Origin of the sequence: Streptomyces polyasparticus (assembly GCF_014493765.1) — a bacterium.
Taxonomy (GTDB): domain Bacteria; phylum Actinomycetota; class Actinomycetes; order Streptomycetales; family Streptomycetaceae; genus Streptomyces; species Streptomyces polyasparticus.
Genome location: NZ_JACTVJ010000004.1, coordinates 648023 through 662547 on the forward strand (window position 1 = coordinate 648023; position 14525 = coordinate 662547).

15 protein-coding genes are annotated in these 14525 nt (G+C 71.5%); 7 read left to right on the forward strand and 8 right to left on the reverse strand.

Annotated features, from left to right (window positions below; genetic code table 11):
• Nucleotides 1-109 precede the first annotated feature (109 nt).
• The 5 genes from H9Y04_RS47940 to H9Y04_RS07260 form a co-directional block, all read right to left on the reverse strand.
• The gene (locus H9Y04_RS47940) at nucleotides 110-1162 is read right to left on the reverse strand and encodes an asparaginase (protein ID WP_308800888.1); all 1053 of its coding nucleotides are present in this window, start codon (nucleotides 1160-1162) and stop codon (nucleotides 110-112) included.
• Complete coding sequence (locus H9Y04_RS07245; protein WP_236070666.1) at nucleotides 1159-1482, reverse strand: DUF4180 domain-containing protein; 324 nt, start codon at nucleotides 1480-1482, stop codon at nucleotides 1159-1161. The genes H9Y04_RS47940 and H9Y04_RS07245 overlap by 4 nt, the downstream gene beginning before the upstream one ends.
• Before the next feature lie 159 nt (nucleotides 1483-1641).
• Nucleotides 1642-2610, reverse strand: a complete 969-nt coding sequence (locus tag H9Y04_RS07250; RefSeq protein WP_187812822.1) for a fibronectin type III domain-containing protein — start codon at nucleotides 2608-2610, stop codon at nucleotides 1642-1644.
• Between the two features lie 219 nt (nucleotides 2611-2829).
• On the reverse strand, nucleotides 2830-3117 hold the full coding sequence (locus H9Y04_RS07255) for a hypothetical protein (RefSeq protein WP_187812823.1): 288 nt from the start codon (nucleotides 3115-3117) through the stop codon (nucleotides 2830-2832).
• A gap of 305 nt (nucleotides 3118-3422) precedes the next feature.
• A complete protein-coding gene (locus tag H9Y04_RS07260) occupies nucleotides 3423-3935 on the reverse strand; it encodes a hypothetical protein (protein WP_187812824.1) in 513 nt (170 codons plus the stop codon).
• A 112-nt stretch (nucleotides 3936-4047) separates the two neighbouring features.
• Here H9Y04_RS07260 and H9Y04_RS07265 point away from each other — a divergent pair, with 112 nt between their 5' ends.
• Nucleotides 4048-4419 carry an arsenate reductase family protein gene (locus tag H9Y04_RS07265; protein WP_187812825.1) on the forward strand — a complete coding sequence of 124 codons (372 nt, stop codon included), beginning with the start codon at nucleotides 4048-4050 and terminating at the stop codon, nucleotides 4417-4419.
• A gap of 186 nt (nucleotides 4420-4605) precedes the next feature.
• Nucleotides 4606-5076 carry a hypothetical protein gene (locus H9Y04_RS07270; RefSeq protein WP_187812826.1) on the forward strand — a complete coding sequence of 157 codons (471 nt, stop codon included), beginning with the start codon at nucleotides 4606-4608 and terminating at the stop codon, nucleotides 5074-5076.
• 111 nt (nucleotides 5077-5187) lie between these two features.
• Here H9Y04_RS07270 and H9Y04_RS07275 read toward each other — a convergent pair whose 3' ends face one another.
• A complete protein-coding gene (locus tag H9Y04_RS07275) occupies nucleotides 5188-6108 on the reverse strand; it encodes a Gfo/Idh/MocA family protein (protein ID WP_187812827.1) in 921 nt (306 codons plus the stop codon).
• A 189-nt stretch (nucleotides 6109-6297) separates the two neighbouring features.
• Here H9Y04_RS07275 and H9Y04_RS07280 point away from each other — a divergent pair, with 189 nt between their 5' ends.
• From H9Y04_RS07280 to glnII, 3 genes are all read left to right on the forward strand, one after another.
• Entirely contained in the window at nucleotides 6298-7746 is a 1449-nt protein-coding gene (locus H9Y04_RS07280) for a hypothetical protein (RefSeq protein ID WP_187812828.1), read from the forward strand.
• Entirely contained in the window at nucleotides 7743-8888 is a 1146-nt protein-coding gene (locus tag H9Y04_RS07285) for an ARPP-2 domain-containing protein (RefSeq protein WP_187812829.1), read from the forward strand. Before H9Y04_RS07280 ends, H9Y04_RS07285 begins: the two co-directional genes overlap by 4 nt.
• Nucleotides 8889-9104: 216 nt before the next feature.
• Entirely contained in the window at nucleotides 9105-10136 is a 1032-nt protein-coding gene (gene glnII / locus H9Y04_RS07290) for a glutamine synthetase (protein WP_187812830.1), read from the forward strand.
• Nucleotides 10137-10350: 214 nt separating this feature from the next.
• Here glnII and H9Y04_RS07295 read toward each other — a convergent pair whose 3' ends face one another.
• Nucleotides 10351-10668 carry a YqfO family protein gene (locus H9Y04_RS07295; protein WP_187812831.1) on the reverse strand — a complete coding sequence of 106 codons (318 nt, stop codon included), beginning with the start codon at nucleotides 10666-10668 and terminating at the stop codon, nucleotides 10351-10353.
• 72 nt (nucleotides 10669-10740) lie between these two features.
• On the opposite strand from H9Y04_RS07295, the gene H9Y04_RS07300 reads away from it, so the two are divergent.
• Both H9Y04_RS07300 and H9Y04_RS07305 read left to right on the forward strand, forming a co-directional pair.
• A complete protein-coding gene (locus H9Y04_RS07300; RefSeq protein ID WP_187812832.1) occupies nucleotides 10741-11661 on the forward strand; it encodes a DUF6891 domain-containing protein in 921 nt (306 codons plus the stop codon).
• 338 nt (nucleotides 11662-11999) lie between these two features.
• Nucleotides 12000-12608 (forward strand): winged helix-turn-helix domain-containing protein, encoded by a 609-nt coding sequence (locus H9Y04_RS07305; protein ID WP_187812833.1) that lies wholly within the window; start codon nucleotides 12000-12002, stop codon nucleotides 12606-12608.
• A gap of 60 nt (nucleotides 12609-12668) precedes the next feature.
• On the opposite strand, the gene H9Y04_RS07310 is transcribed toward H9Y04_RS07305, so the two are convergent.
• Nucleotides 12669-14222 (reverse strand): PepSY-associated TM helix domain-containing protein, encoded by a 1554-nt coding sequence (locus H9Y04_RS07310; protein ID WP_187812834.1) that lies wholly within the window; start codon nucleotides 14220-14222, stop codon nucleotides 12669-12671.
• Nucleotides 14223-14525 lie beyond the last annotated feature (303 nt).

Sequence of the window (14525 nt, forward strand, 5' to 3'; positions counted from 1 at the left end):
AGGCGCCCAAGAGGCTGAAGGGCCAAAGGGATTGAGGGACCCGAAGGGGGTGAGGCGCGAAAGAGGGCCGAGGCGCCGCAGAGGTTGAGGTCCCAACAGGCCGAGGGCCTCACCCCCGCCGGCCGAACTCCTCCCTGATGCGCTGCACATCCGCGCCGCCCGAGAGCAGGACCCGCAGCAGCACCCGCGCCTTGTACGGGTCGAGCAGGCCGCCGTTGATCAGGCCCCGGCCCAGGAGGTCGGTCTCCGAGCCGGGTGCGCCGTACGTGGAGGTCAGGACCGAGCCCGCACCCGTACGGGAGGTCAGGACCACCGGCATGCGGATCGCCAACTCGCCCAGCACAGGGGCAAGTTCGGCGGCGACGTGGCCGACTCCGCAGGCCGCCACGACCAGGCCCTGGTGCGTACGCGCAAGCCCTGGCAGGAAGGCCGCGGCGTCGTCGTCCAGCGTGACCGTGTGCAGGGCGACCCGGGGTGCGCCGGGGGCGCCGGGCTGGGCGACCTGGGGTGCGCCGGCGGCCCCGGGCTGGGCGGCCCGGGGCGCGTCGGGGACCGTGGGCAGCGCCGGGAGGCGGGGCGGGCGGGTCAGGACGCGGACGCGGCCCTCGATGACATGGCCGAGCGGGCCGGTGTCCGGGGAGGCGAACGCCGCCGTGCTCGTGGCGTGGGTCTTGCGGACCCGGCGCGCCGCGTGGATCTCGTCACCAAGGACGAGCAGCGCGCCCAGATCCCTCGCCTCGGGCGCCGTCGCGACCCGTACCGCCGCGAGCAGGTTCGCCGGACCGTCCGCGCCCGCGAGGGTCGGATTGCGCATCGCGCCGGTCAGGACGAGGGGCTCCTCGTGGGGCCAGATCAGGTCGAGGAGGTACGCGGTCTCCTCCAGCGTGTCCGTGCCCTGGGTGATCACCACGCCCGCCGCGCCCGCCTTCACCGCACGGGAGGCCGCCTCCGCCACCTCGTACAGCTGGGAGAACGTCAGGTTCGCGCTGGGCACCGCGAGGGCGTCGCGGACGTCGAGGGCGAAGCCGGCCAATGCCGGTACGGCGGCGGCCAGTTCGGCGCCGGACAGGCGCGGGACCACCCCGCCGGACGGGCGGCCGGCCATGGCGATGGTGCCGCCCAGCGTGAAGAGCGTAACCGTCCCGGTGGACACCGTGCTCACTTGAGGCGCTCCCCGAGTTCGGCGAGATCGGCGACGAACCACGTCTGCGTGCCGCGATTGCACTCCCGTACGAAATCGCGCAGCGCCGTACTCGCCTCGATGTGTTCCGAGATGTCGCCGACCACCGCGAGCCCGACCCCGTACTGGACGAACTTCTGGATGACATCGCCCGCGAGCCGCGTCCGCAGCACGAAGAACTCGGGGGCGAAACGCTCGACGGGCACCGCGGCCCAGCGCGCGCCCTGGTAGCCCGCGTCGCCGATGAGGTCGAGCGCGTCCTGCTCGCGGGCGACGGGCTCGCCGTCCGCGGGGAACACCATCACGGGCACGTCATGGACCAGCCGTACGCCGCCGCTCGCCTCGACATTCCCGTCACCGCTCGCCTCGATACCCGCCTCGCCGCTCACGTCGTCGGTCGCGCCACCGCTCACGTCATCGCTCATGGTCGCCGAGGCTATCCCTCCGCCGGCCGGCCGCCGTCACCCGCCCGTCGTCACCGTCCGTTCCTCCGAGAACGCGCCCCAATTGCCGTCCGGCAGCTTCGCCCTGATCTTCACGCGGTGCGTCTGCCCCTCCTCGCGCGTGATGAAGAAGCTGTGCTTCGCGCGTCCCGCCGGCGCCGCCGCGCCCCACTGCAGCGTGGTCGCCTGGCGGCCGTTGAGATGGATCTCGTACTCGGCGATGTCTCCGCCGGTCCTCGGCGCGTCCCAGGACAGATCCAGGTAGTACGCATCGTCGTCCTTGCGCGTCTCCACCTTGAAGCCCCCGGGCGCGGTCTCCTCGGAACCGCCGCTGCCGGCAGCGGTCTTCAGGCTCGCGGAGCCGCTGTCGGGCGAGGAGTTGTCGGCGGCGTCGCGGGCCCGGACCGTGAAGGTGTAGTCCGTGCCGGGCCGAAGTCCCGTCACCAGCGCGGTGGTCGTGCGGCCGTCCACGCTGTGGATCCGCGATCCGCGCTGGTAGATGTCGTACGAGGTGACGGCCTGGTCGTCCTTCGCCGCGGCCCACGACAGCGTGGCGGCCCGCGCACCCGATGCCTTGGCCACGAGTTTCGCGGGCGCGGTGGGCGGTTCGGTGTCCCGCGGTGCCGGGGGCCGCATGGTGACGGAGACCTTGGCACTGTGCGGCGAAGTGTTCCCGGCGGCGTCCAGGGCGCGGACCGTGAAGGTGTACGTCTGCTGCGGCGTCAGGCCGGTCAGGTCGACCATGTACGTGGCGGCCGGCAGCGTCTTGATCCGCTTGCCGCCACGGAAGAGCTCATAGCGGGTGACCGCCGTGTCGTCGGTCGACTTGTTCCACATCACGTGGACCGAAGTGGCGCTGCCCGCATGGACGGTGAGGCCGCGCGGGGCGGTCGGGGGCCGGTCGTCACGCGCCTCGGCCTCTCCCCCGCAGCCGGCGAGGAGAAGCAAGGCGGCGGCCGTCAGCACTGCTGTGGGGGTGCGGTGCACGAGGTGCCTTCCGTCTGGCCTGCAGAATCCTGAAGCGACCGGTCCGGACAGCGACCGGCCGGGGACAGCGATTGGTCTGGACAACGTGATGACAACGTTGTGGCACAGATGACGGGTGCACTTCAAGAGGGCCGACGGCGACGGGTACGCACAACTGCCGGGCGGACCGAGGGAGTTCGGCCCGTCCGGCGGTCGGCTTCATACACGGGCGGCGCGCGCTCAGCGGGTGTAGCGCATCAGGGCGCGCACCATGTGACAGGTGGTCTCGGACGGCGGGTGGATACCGACGAGGTCCGCGGTCGAACGGATCCGGCCGTTGCTGGCCTGCTCCGGGCGGTAGACGCCCGCATCCAGCAGGGCTATCGCGAGGCGCATGGCCTTGAGCCGGCGGTTGTGCGCGATGTACCACTCGCGCGGCCGGCCCGCGGGCAGCGGCTTCTTGGTGAACGGTACGTACGGAACATCGATCGGCAGTGTCGCCTGAGCCTTGAGAGCGACAGGGACCATAAGCAACCTCCAGGGGTGGTCGGGGAGTCCTGAGGCACCTATGGGCACCCCGCGACCCAATCTCGAACACTGCTTCAATTCTAGCTCCCGGCACTGACAATCACCGAGTGCGAAGGGCCGCCAAATCGCCTGGTGGGACGGGGATTTCGGCACGCGGCACGCAGGAGCAGGGAGGGATGCGTGGGGCGCCGAATATTCGAACACGGATGGCCGCGGGGCCCGGCTCGACGGTCTGAGATGCGACGGTCTGAGATGCGACGTCGGAGACTCGGCGGCCCGAGATGCGACGACCTGAGATGCGACGGTCAGAGATTCGTCTTGGTGACCCGGCTGACGATGCAGTGCGCGTCGAGCGTGCGCATGTCGTCGTCAGCGGTTGCGGCCGCTTCGGTGATCGTGCCGGACTGGGACTTGCCGGGCGCCAGGTTGGCGATGGACAGCGTCGGCAGGGTCAGCACCTGCTTGTCCGAGGTCCGCAGGACCGCGAAGGTGATCTCGTAGCCCGCCGCCTGATCGGTGTTCCCGTTCGTGACGCGATAGGTGAGGCGGGCCCGGCCCAGGTAGTCGGCTTCCGGAGTGAGTTCGCAGCCGTCCACCGTGACGTCCTGCTCGCCGTACGTGGTGGTACTGCTGGGCGAAGGCGTCGCCGGCGCCGAGCTGTCCACGTCCTGGCCGCCGCTGCCGCCACCCGACGAACCGTGGCTGGACCCTGCATGCGAGCTGTCGTCGTCGCACCCGCCTCCGCCACGGCGCGCTCCGGTCAGCGCGACGAAGACGATCACGAACACGGCTATCGCGCGTGCATGGCGCAGTTTCATCAGGGACCCCCGTCCGCGAACGGGCCGCCGGGCGGCCCGAGTTGGCTGGCCGCGACACCGTAGCAGCGGCGGTGCGCCGTCCGGCGCGCGTGGCGCCAGTACGCTTCCGTGCATGGAGATCTGGATCAATCCGGCCTGTTCCAAGTGCCGCAGCGCGCTCACCGTGCTCGACGCCGAAGGGGCCGACTACACCGTGCGCCGCTATCTGGAGGACGTGCCCAGCGAGGCCGAGATCGGGGAGGTCCTGACGCGGCTCGGGCTCGAACCGTGGGACATCGCCCGCACCCAGGAGCCCGTCGCCAAGGAGCTGAACCTCAAGGACCGCAAGGCCTGGCCGCGCGACGCGAGCGGGCGGGCGCGGTGGATCAAGGCCCTTGCCGAGCATCCGAAGCTGATCCAGCGGCCGATCATCACGGCGGACGACGGCAGCGCGGTGGTGGCGCGCTCGGAGGAGGCGGTACGGGAGGCCCTCGGGCGCTCCTGAGCCTGGGGCGCTCCTGAACCTCGCGGGCCCTGATCCTCCCAGGTCCTGAACCTCCCGGGCCCCGTCTCGTCCTTTCGGCCAGGGCCGCTGCCAGGGCAAATGGTCCCTGTGCGGGAACCGAAAGGCCCCTTCGGATCCGTAGCGTGGAGCGCTCCACCAGCCACCGGACCGGAGGGGAGCGCCGAGGTGAAGAGCTGGATGTTCGGTGGTGTCTACGGCACCGTCCTGGCGAGCGCGCTGCTCGCGGCCCTGCAGAGCGGCAGCTCGCCGTACACGCCGTACTCGGACGCGGCCTGGGTCATGGTCACCGCCGGCACGGCGGCCCTGGCCCACGGCTACGCGCACCACATGTCCACGCACAGCGAGGGCAGCGGCAGCCACCGCTGGCGTCAACTGGCCCGCACGCTGGCCGACGAATGGCCGGTGGTCGTGGCCTGTCTGCCGACGGTCGCGCTGCTCGTCGCGGCCGGCGTCACGGGCTGGCCGGAGTCCACCGTCACGGCCGTCGGCCTGGCCCTCAACGCGGGACTGCTCTTCGCCTGGGGCACACTCGCGGCGGTACGCGTGGGCTACCGACGGCGCAGCGCCCTCGCCATCGGGGGCGCCGACGCGACGATAGGGCTGCTGATAGCCGGGGCCAACGCCCTGATCAAGTGAGGGAGCGAACCGGGACAACGCACTGACGAACGTGCGGGAGCGGCCCGGGCCGACCCGCCGGCCGAGCAAGCGGGCAGCCCGGGACGACGCACCGGCCGCACAAGGCGGCCGCTAGCGCAGCGAGGCCTCCGCCCGCGCCAGGATCTCCGTCACCTGCGCACCGAAGCGCACATCGCACGGATGCGGCTCGCCCGTGCGTACGGACTCCACCAGCGCGTCGATCGCGGTCCCGTACGAGGCGAGCGGACCGTCGCCCCAGATGTCCGGCAGCTCGGCGACGCCGTGCGCCCCGCGCAGCTCCGCGCTCACCACGCCCGCCTTCTCGGGGGCGGTGAGGCTGAGCGTGCTGGTGCTCGTGGTACCCGAGGCATGCCGCAGCACGAGGTGCACGGTGTCCAACTGGCCGCGCAGGCCGGTCACTTCGCTGACCTCGCCGAACACCGGAAGCAGCACGGACAGGGCGTGCGGGCCGACGTCCCACAGCGCGCCGCGATCACGGCGCCACGGCGAATCGGCGTACGTGCTCTTCGCGTCGGGGGCGTAGATGGACCCGATCCAGTCGGCCCGGCCCGTGTACCAGCCGTCCCGGCCCGCCTGTTCGTCGATCCACGGGGCGGCCGCGGCGGAGAACCGCAGCGTGAAGAAGACCACCGAGGCCACGTCGCGCGCGGCGTCCGCGAGTTCGCGGGCGCCTTCGACGGTGGTCGCCACGGGCTTGTCGAGCAGCAGGTGCCGCCCGGCGCGGGCGGCCCGCACGGCGAGCGGGGCCTGGATGTCCGGGGGCAGCGCGACCGCGATGGCGTCCACGTCGGCGATCAGAGCGTCCACATCGTCGTACGCCCGGGTGGAGAGCTCATCGGCGAGCTCGGCGGCGGCCTCGGGCCTGCGGCCCCAGACGCCGACCAGTTCGGTGCCGGGATGCGCGACGAGTGCGGGGCCGTGGACGCGCTGGGCCCAGGGGCCGGTGCCGAGGAGGCCGAAGCGGAGGGGCCCGGCGGCGGGAGGTGTGCTCGCAGCAGAAGGGGAGGTCATGGAAAACCATGATGGGGCATGCGATCGACAGTGTTACGTTCGAGTGGCCGGCCGCGGGACTCAGGTGCGACTTCCGTCTCTTGTCTCTGAAAACAATGCATTCGCCCCCACTGCCTTAAGGGCGTGGGAGGTGCCCCCGGTTCGTGCCCTCTCTTCCCCGGCCGGCGCTTCATGACTTACGGAGACCCGATGGAGACGTACGCCGACCTGGTCGCGGCCGAGGACGTGCTGCTGTTCGTGAACGCGGCGATCACCTCCACGGGACAGCGCGAGTTCCGCTCCACGGCGGACGAGCAGCGCATGTCGCTCGACTTCCTGCACGAGTACGTGCGGGTCAACTACCGCGAGCTGTACGCCGCGACGCTCTCCCTCGACATCAACGACCACAATGCCGTGGAGATCATCCGGCGGCTCCTGGTCACCGCGCGCGAGGCGGACGAGGAGCAGCGCAGGGCCGAGGGCCGGCTGATCGGCGCGCGTCTTGCCGTACTGCCGCCGCAGCGGGTGTACCGCCTCTTCGGACAGCTGCGCCGGGCCCGGGTCAACAACCGGCGCACGCGCGCGATCATGCGGGACTGGCTTGCGGGGCGCCGCGACCACGGTTTCGACGCGGTGAAGTACCGCAGCGGGTTCAAGACGGCCGTACGGCACGGTCATCTGCCGGTGCCCGACGAGCTGGGCGACTTCCTGTTCGCGCCGCGCAAGCGGGAGCGCTACGAGCACGCGCTGCTCGACACCTACCGGCGGGCGCGCTACACGCAGACCGCGCTGTACGAGCTGCCGTACACGGTCGCCGAGGGCTTCGCGGCGCAGCACGGCATTCCGCGTGCGGTGTTCCTGGAGCGGATCGCGCCCCGGATGACCCGGGGCGAGCGGCTGCGCGGCCAGGAGTCGGCCCGCGCCCACAAGGCGAAGGTCGAGATCGATCTGGCCGCGATGCCGCTGACCCGGCTCGCCTCGTACGTCCTGTCCCTGGATCTGTCCGTACGGTCCGAGCGGCGTGCCGAGCTGACCGGCGCGCTGCGGGCCGCCGCGCGCCAAGCCGCCGGTCCGTACGCGGGGACGTGGGGGCGGGTCGCCGCGGTGCTCGACGACAGCTTCTCGGCCTCGGGTTCGGGGCAGAAGCGGCGCCGGCCGCTCGCGGTGGCGCTCGCCTGCCACTTCCTGCTCGCCGAGCTCGCGGCCGCGTACGTCCCGCTGTGGACCTCGGGCCGCGAGGACGCGCTGCTCACGTATCCGTACGGTCCGACGCCGCTCGGCCTGCGGATCCTCGACGCGCTCGACCGCTCCCCCGCCCGGCTGGTGATCGTCTCGGACGGCTGGGACAACGCGCCGCCGGGGCTCGCGGGCGAGGTGCTGCGGGTGTGGCGGACGCGGCTCGATCGGTCGCGCCGTACGAGCGTCGTGCACCTCAACCCGGTATACGACGCGGACGGTTACGACGTCCGCAGGATCGCCCCGAGCGTGCCGACCGCGGGCATCCGTGACGCCGAGGATCTGCCGGCCCTGGTGGAGCTGGCGCAGTTCGCGGAGGGGCGCACGGGGCTCGCGGAGCTGCGGGCGTATCTGGACGCGCGGGTGAAGGACTTCACCGCACAGGACAAGGACTTCAGCGCACAGGACGGGGTGACGGCATGACACAGCTGGACCTCACCGGTCTGACCGCCGCGCCCGCCCAGGTGTGGGGCGGTATCCGCCTGGTGCCGCTGGTGCGCGAGGAGCCGATCACGGATCTGCGGCTGCGGCGCGAGCTGTTCGGCGACGCCTGGATGGCCGTCGAGCCCGGCGACGGGACGTACTACACCTCGTACATCCCGCACGGTTTCGTGGCGGACTGGTCGCGGGACGGCAAGTGGCAGGCGGCGTACGGGACGCAGCTGTGCGACGAGTACGACGACGCGGACGACGTGCCCGTGCGCGCGATCCCGATGCGGCGCCTCGTGCAGCGCGCGGGCAGCCGGCGGCTGCGCTTCCTGCCGCTGCACCTGGCGTTGGAGGGCTATCTCGCGCTGCACTTCGGCGGACCCTCCGTGCTGTGGGAGGAGTGGTCCGCGCGGGCGGTGCGCCGGGGTCTGACGCCGCGCGCCGAGATGGCGTACGCGGGGGCGTCGGTCGAGGGGCTCGACGAGGCGCTGCGGATCTTCGAGATCCATCCGGGACAGTGCGGGGTCATGGTGTACGCGGCCGACGCGCTCGCCGCCGCGTTCGTCGTGCCGCATCCGGAGGACTACCGGGCGCTGCACGCCTCGCTGCTCCAGGACCTGTACGGGGAGCTGGTGTACCAGCACGCGTACTACTCGCCGCCGGTACGGGAGTTCACGGCGGTGATCGACGACACCCGTGTGTCCGATCTCGCCGGCCTGCGGGCGGCCGCGCTGGGGCAGCTCTCCTCGTGGGCCGGGGACCACGACCGGCACCTGGCCGGCGGGCTGCTCGACGAGTCGTACCAGATCACGCAGCTGCGGCGGATGGGGCGCTACCGCCTGACCCGCTTCCTGCCGCCGTTCGCGCTCCACCGCGAACAGCACATCGGGGAGGCGATCACGGATCTGAAGGGACGGGTCGCGTACCTCAAGTCGATGCGCCTTTCCGAGGCCCAGATCCGGCGCGGGCATCTGCTGTCCCGCCTCGCGCATCACGACTGGAACCTGGAGGACACGGCTGCCGCGCTCGGCGCCTCGCCCGTCGAGCTCGTACGACGGCTGCGCAATGCCGGGTTCGACGGGCTTCTGAAGCGGCATGTCGTGGAGGCGGCGCAGCGGGGGCGGTGGGACGGCTGACGCGGTGGCCGCCTGGGGGGCTGACCTCACGGCTGTCCGGGCGGCTTGCCCCGGTGCTCCCCGTGCCGCTGTGCACTCAAGCGAAACGCGCGTAACACGGGGTTCACAGACGGGCAACGGTCGGGAAATCGCCGGTTGACAGGCTGCCGCTACAGCGCGGGGCCAGTGCAGCCCCCACGCTCCACCCGCATGCAACGCCCGTAAAGGATGGCGCCCGTGACGTTCAAGGCTGAGTACATCTGGATCGACGGCACCGCGCCGACGGCGAAGCTGCGCTCGAAGACGAAGATACTGACCGCTCCCGTCTCCGGTGTCGCCGAGCTGCCGATCTGGGGCTTCGACGGCTCCAGCACCAACCAGGCCGAGGGCCACGCGTCGGACTGCGTGCTCAAGCCGGTGTTCTCCTGCCCGGACCCGATCCGCGGCGGCGACGACATCCTGGTCCTGTGCGAGGTCCTGAACACGGACATGACGCCGCACGTCTCCAACACCCGTGCGCAGCTGACCGAGGTGGCCGAGAAGTTCGCCGCGCAGGAGCCGATCTTCGGCATCGAGCAGGAGTACACCTTCTTCGACGGCAGCCGTCCGCTGGGCTTCCCGGAGAACGGCTTCCCGGCCGCGCAGGGCGGTTACTACTGCGGTGTCGGCGCGGACGAGATCTTCGGCCGTGACGTCGTCGAGGCGCACCTGGAGAACTGCCTGAAGGCCGGTCTCGGCATCTCCGGCATCAACGCCGAGGTCATGCCCGGCCAGTGGGAGTTCCAGGTCGGCCCGCTCGCGCCGCTCGAGGTCGCCGACCAGCTGTGGATCGCGCGCTGGCTGCTCTACCGCACCGCCGAGGACTTCAACGTCTCCGCCACCCTCGACCCGAAGCCGGTCAAGGGCGACTGGAACGGCGCCGGTGCGCACACCAACTTCTCCACGAAGGCGATGCGCGAGGGCTACGACGCGATCATCACCGCGTGCGAGGCGCTGGGCGAGGGCTCGAAGCCGCTCGACCACGTCAAGAACTACGGTGCCGGCATCGACGACCGTCTGACCGGTCTGCACGAGACCGCCCCGTGGAACGAGTACTCCTACGGCGTCTCCAACCGCGGTGCCTCGGTGCGTATCCCGTGGCAGGTCGAGAAGGACGGCAAGGGCTACATCGAGGACCGCCGCCCGAACGCCAACGTCGACCCGTACGTCGTGACCCGCCTCATCGTGGACACGTGCTGCACCGGTCTGGAGAAGGCCGGCCAGGTCTGATCCCGACCGCTTCGGATCCCTTCGAAGGGGCGCTCACCTCACGGGGTGGGCGCCCCTTCGGCGTGTGGCGTGCGGCGTGCGGGGGCTCGCGGTTCGTCGGCCTCGCGGTTCGCCGGCCTCATGGTTCTGCGGCCCCACGATTCGCCGGCCTCACGGCTCGTCGGCCTCATGGTTCTGCGGCCTCGCGATTCGCCGGCCTCACGGCTCGTCGGCCTCACGGCTCGTACAGGGGAAGGAAGTTGATCACGGGCTCCTCGTACGGGTGGGCCGCGCGCACGGCGTTCAGGACCCCGCGGGCCTGCTCCGCGTCGCAGACGGACTCGATCCGCCGCTCCTCGGCCTGCCGGATCGCACCGATGTCTCCGTCATAGGGATGCGAGCCGTCCATCGGCTGCCAGGTACCGGTCACCTGCCAGACGCTGGAACACCGCGTGTACTCGCCGACCTGCCCCGCGCCGGCCGCGTGCAGGGCATCGATCACCGCCTCGACATGACCGGCCGGAACGGAGATCTCCACCTTCAGACGTGCCATGACCGGACCTTAACAAGCCTCCCCGCAGTGCCTGATGGGCCCGTTGTCAGTGGTCGCTGGCACAGTGGGCGCATGCTGGCGATCACAGTGCAGACGGAGCGGGGCGAGCGGTTCGCGCAGATCGATGCGGAGCGGCTCGGGGAGTTGGTGCGGCGGATCGGGGAGCGCGGGGACCGGTTTCTGGTGCTCGAGCGGATACCCGAACTGCCGGACGTCTTCGCCCAGGTGTGGCATGAGCGGGGCGGGGATTACCAGGTCGAGTACCGCGACGGGGGCGCGGAGCGGCACTTCGGTGTGGAGGTCGCCGAGGCCGGGACGGTGGTGGCCGCGCTGACGCGATGGGCCCGGGACGAGCGGGAGTGGGGCGCGGGGCTCGACTGGCGGTTCGTGGACCTCGGGACCGCGCCCGAGCCGGTGCCCGAGCTCGCCCTCGACGAGGAGCGGCGGGTCCAGCTGGAGGCGCGCATAAGGGAGTTGATCGTCTGCGGGTATCACGGTCGGGACAGCCTGACCGAGGTGGCGGAGGACTACCTCGTCGACGGTGGCGACCGGCCGGTGACCACCGCGCAGGCGCGGGTCCTCGTGGACCGGCTGTGGCGCGAACGCGCCGACGAGCAGCGGAGCTGGTCGGGCACGACCGACCCCGAGCGGATCCGCGCGGCCTTCGCGGCGCTGGAACAGCGGGGCATCACGGCCCGCGAGAACTTCACCTGCTGCCGCACCTGCGCGGACACGGAGATCGGCGCCGAGGCCGCCGACGACGCGCGCGGCTATGTCTACTTCCACTCGCAGTGCACGGAGGGAGCGGCGGCCGGCCACGGACTGATGCTCCTCTACGGGGCGTTCGACGGCGGCGGTCTGTCCACGGTGGACGTCGGGCGGGAGGTCGTGGCGGCGCTCGACGGCGTCGGGCTCGCGAGCGAGTGGGACGGCTCACCCACGCGGGCCGTCCATGTCACGCCCCTGGACTGGCGCAAGCGGCTCGGGGTATGACCGGGAGCGGGTCCGCGCAGTGGCGGCCGAGGATCCGTATCACTGGCTGAGGTTTCCGTATCACCGGCTGAGAGGGGACTGCTCGGCAGCTGGTCCTGTCTGGTTCAATGAGGGCATGGCCGACTACCAGAACACCTCGACCGGTCGCTTCGACCTCGAGCCGTTCTGGCCTTCCCGTCAGCATCACGACTTCGACCGTATGTGTCGTCGCGGCGTGAACGCGTCGGCCCTCTAAAGCCGTTCAACGCCCCTCATGGGGCGCGGCCTTCGGTCGGCGCGCAGTTCGTACGTCTCCGCAGTTTCCGGACGTCCACTCCGCGTGAAAGAGCTGACCTGCCATGGTGAACACCACACCTGTCGCTTCCCCCGTGCCCGCTGCCACCCCCGCTCCCTTCCTCCATGCCCGCGCCGCGCGTCAGCGGCTGCGGGCCGTCGGCCCCGACGAGGTCGCCGATCTGGGCGATCTGACGGGGGTGCCCGGGCTGCTGCCGCCGGGAGCCACCTGGCTGCCCGCGCCGCAGCACACCGTGCCCCAACTGCCCGGGCATCCGCCGATGATCGGGTATCTGGTGCTCGTGCCGGCCGATCAGTACGGCGGGGCTGCCGCCCTTCCCGTACGAGAAGGAGGAGCTGCTTCCGTACGGGAGGAGGGCGCCGCCGCTCAGGACGAACTGGTGCGGATCGACTCCGTGCGGCGGATCGCCACCGTCGAGGGCGAGGAACTGCAGCTGACCTACCTGGAGTTCGAGCTGCTCGCGCATCTCGTCGCGCATCCGCACCGCGTGCACACCCGGGATCAGCTCGTGACCACCGTCTGGGGCTATGGGCACGTCGGGGACGGGCGGACCGTCGATGTGCATGTGGCGCGGCTGCGACGCAAGCTCGGCGCCCGGCACCGAGGGGCGATCCAGACCGTACGGCGGGTCGGGTACAAGTACACGCCGTAGCCCGCCGTGGCCGGCCCATGCCGGTGAGGGGCCGCCGGTCGCGGCCCCTCACCGGTGCGTTCAGACCGCCGTGCGCCGGCGTTGCTTCAGGGCGCCAGCCACCGCGTCCACGACGAGGGACGCCAGCAGGCTCAGACCGAACAGCGGCATGAACCAGCCGAGTACGGCCGTCACGGCGAGCAGCGGCAGCAGCACGTACACGGGCAGCTTGCGCCAGGTGCCGCGCGGCATCGGGCGGCCCATGCGCAGGGCGCCCGCCCTGGTCGGACGGCGCAGCCACCACATGCGGTAGCCCCACACGATCAGGAGCAGGGTGCCGAGCATCAGGGCGGCGAGCAGGAGCTGGTTGACCAGGCCGAGGAAGACGCCCATGTGGGCGTCGATGCCCACGCGGGTGAGCTTGGCGAGCAGCGGGTAGTCCGCGAAACGGACCGTGTCGAGGACGGTGCCGTCCGCCGGGTCCACGGCCACCGAGTCCAGGTGGAGCGGGAATTCGGCGTCGGTCTCCTTGACCACGTAGCCCTGGCCCTCGGTCGGCAGGATCACCGAGAGCTTGCCCTCGATGCCCTCGCCGCGGGCGATCTCCAGGACGCGGTCGAGGCCGATGTCGGCGCCTTCGTGGCCCGCGTGCCCGCCGCCGCCTCCGTGGTCGCCGTGGCCGCCGCCGGCGGCGTCGCCGTTGCCCGTGGCCGCGTCGACCACCGGGGTGGCGCCGCCGAGTCCGGACTTCAGGACGTCGATGTTCTCGCCCGCGAACCGCGACCAGGTCAGGCCCGTCGCGGAGAGGAAGAGCAGCGCGAGAGCGGCCCACAGGCCGACCGAGCCGTGCCAGGAGAGCGTGCGGGCGCGGCCCTTCTTCTGCTTCCGCTCGGGACGGATCAGCTCACGGCGGCGGGCCCTGCGCCGGCCGAACCACAGGAGCAGACCGCCGAGGACGACCACCCACAGCCAGCTCGCGGCGAGTTCGCTGTAGTGGCGGCCGGTGTCGCCCAGGTGCAGATCGCGGTGGAGTTCGTCGAGCCAGGTGCGCAGGGGCAGGGCGCCGGAGCTGCCGTAGGAGGCGAGTTCGCCGCGGACCTCGCCGTTGTACGGGTTCACGAAGACGGCGAGGGACTTGTCCTCGTCGACCTTCGGGCTCGCCATCAGGACGCGGGTGGTCATGCCGTCCTCGTACGCGGGCCAGACAGCGGTGACCTCGCCCTCCGGGTACGCGTCGCGGGCGGCGTCGACCTGCTGCGAGAGCGGGATGGCCGAGTCGCCGACGGGGACCTCGAGTTCGTGGCTGTAGAGGACCTTCTCCGCCTGATACGAGAGCGAGTAGAGCAGTCCGCTGGCGGCGGCGACGAACAGGAACGGGGCGATCAGGATGCCCGCGTAGAAGTGCAGGCGCAGGAGGAGGGGGCGCAGGGCGGACCAAGGGCCGGGCTTGGACGGGTCGTCGGGGGTGGAGGGGTCGTCGGGGGTGGGGGTGAGTGTGGGTGTGGGTGTGGGTGTGCCGGGGGCTTCGGGTGCTGGGGATCCGTCGAGCTGTTCGGGTACTTGGGGCGTTTGGGGTGCTTGGTGCGCTTCGGGTACGTCGGGATTGTCCGGCTTGGGGTGGTCGTCAATGGCCATGAGGTCCTCGTGGGGTCGCGAAGGCGCGCGGCGCCCAGGGGGCGGTCGCGTGCGGGGGCAGGAGGTATTGCGCCCATCGCCTTCGCGGGTCGCGAGGTGGCCTGCGCGGGGCGCGGAGGCCTCACCTGCGCGGGGCCGCGGCGGTCTCACCTTCGCTGGCGTGCGAGGTGGCTTTCGCGGTGTGCGCGAGTGGCTTTCGCGGGTGCGGGACTGACCTACGCGTGTCCGCGAAGGTGTCGTCGCCGGTGCGCGGGTGGCCTTCGCGGGGTGCGAGGTGGCCTTCGCGCGGCCGCGAATGACCTT

Bases quoted from the DNA above. Each gene is read 5' to 3' on its own strand.
- H9Y04_RS07245 (WP_236070666.1), bottom strand. From the start codon at position 1,482: ATGGTGTTCCCCGCGGACGGCGAGCCCGTCGCCCGCGAGCAGGACGCG.
- H9Y04_RS07255 (WP_187812823.1), bottom strand. From the start codon at position 3,117: ATGGTCCCTGTCGCTCTCAAGGCTCAGGCGACACTGCCGATCGATGTT.
- H9Y04_RS07260 (WP_187812824.1), bottom strand. From the start codon at position 3,935: ATGAAACTGCGCCATGCACGCGCGATAGCCGTGTTCGTGATCGTCTTC.
- H9Y04_RS07265 (WP_187812825.1), top strand. From the start codon at position 4,048: ATGGAGATCTGGATCAATCCGGCCTGTTCCAAGTGCCGCAGCGCGCTC.
- H9Y04_RS07275 (WP_187812827.1), bottom strand. From the start codon at position 6,108: ATGACCTCCCCTTCTGCTGCGAGCACACCTCCCGCCGCCGGGCCCCTC.
- H9Y04_RS07280 (WP_187812828.1), top strand. From the start codon at position 6,298: ATGGAGACGTACGCCGACCTGGTCGCGGCCGAGGACGTGCTGCTGTTC.
- H9Y04_RS07285 (WP_187812829.1), top strand. From the start codon at position 7,743: ATGACACAGCTGGACCTCACCGGTCTGACCGCCGCGCCCGCCCAGGTG.
- H9Y04_RS07295 (WP_187812831.1), bottom strand. From the start codon at position 10,668: ATGGCACGTCTGAAGGTGGAGATCTCCGTTCCGGCCGGTCATGTCGAG.
- H9Y04_RS07300 (WP_187812832.1), top strand. From the start codon at position 10,741: ATGCTGGCGATCACAGTGCAGACGGAGCGGGGCGAGCGGTTCGCGCAG.
- H9Y04_RS07305 (WP_187812833.1), top strand. From the start codon at position 12,000: ATGGTGAACACCACACCTGTCGCTTCCCCCGTGCCCGCTGCCACCCCC.
- H9Y04_RS07310 (WP_187812834.1), bottom strand. From the start codon at position 14,222: ATGGCCATTGACGACCACCCCAAGCCGGACAATCCCGACGTACCCGAA.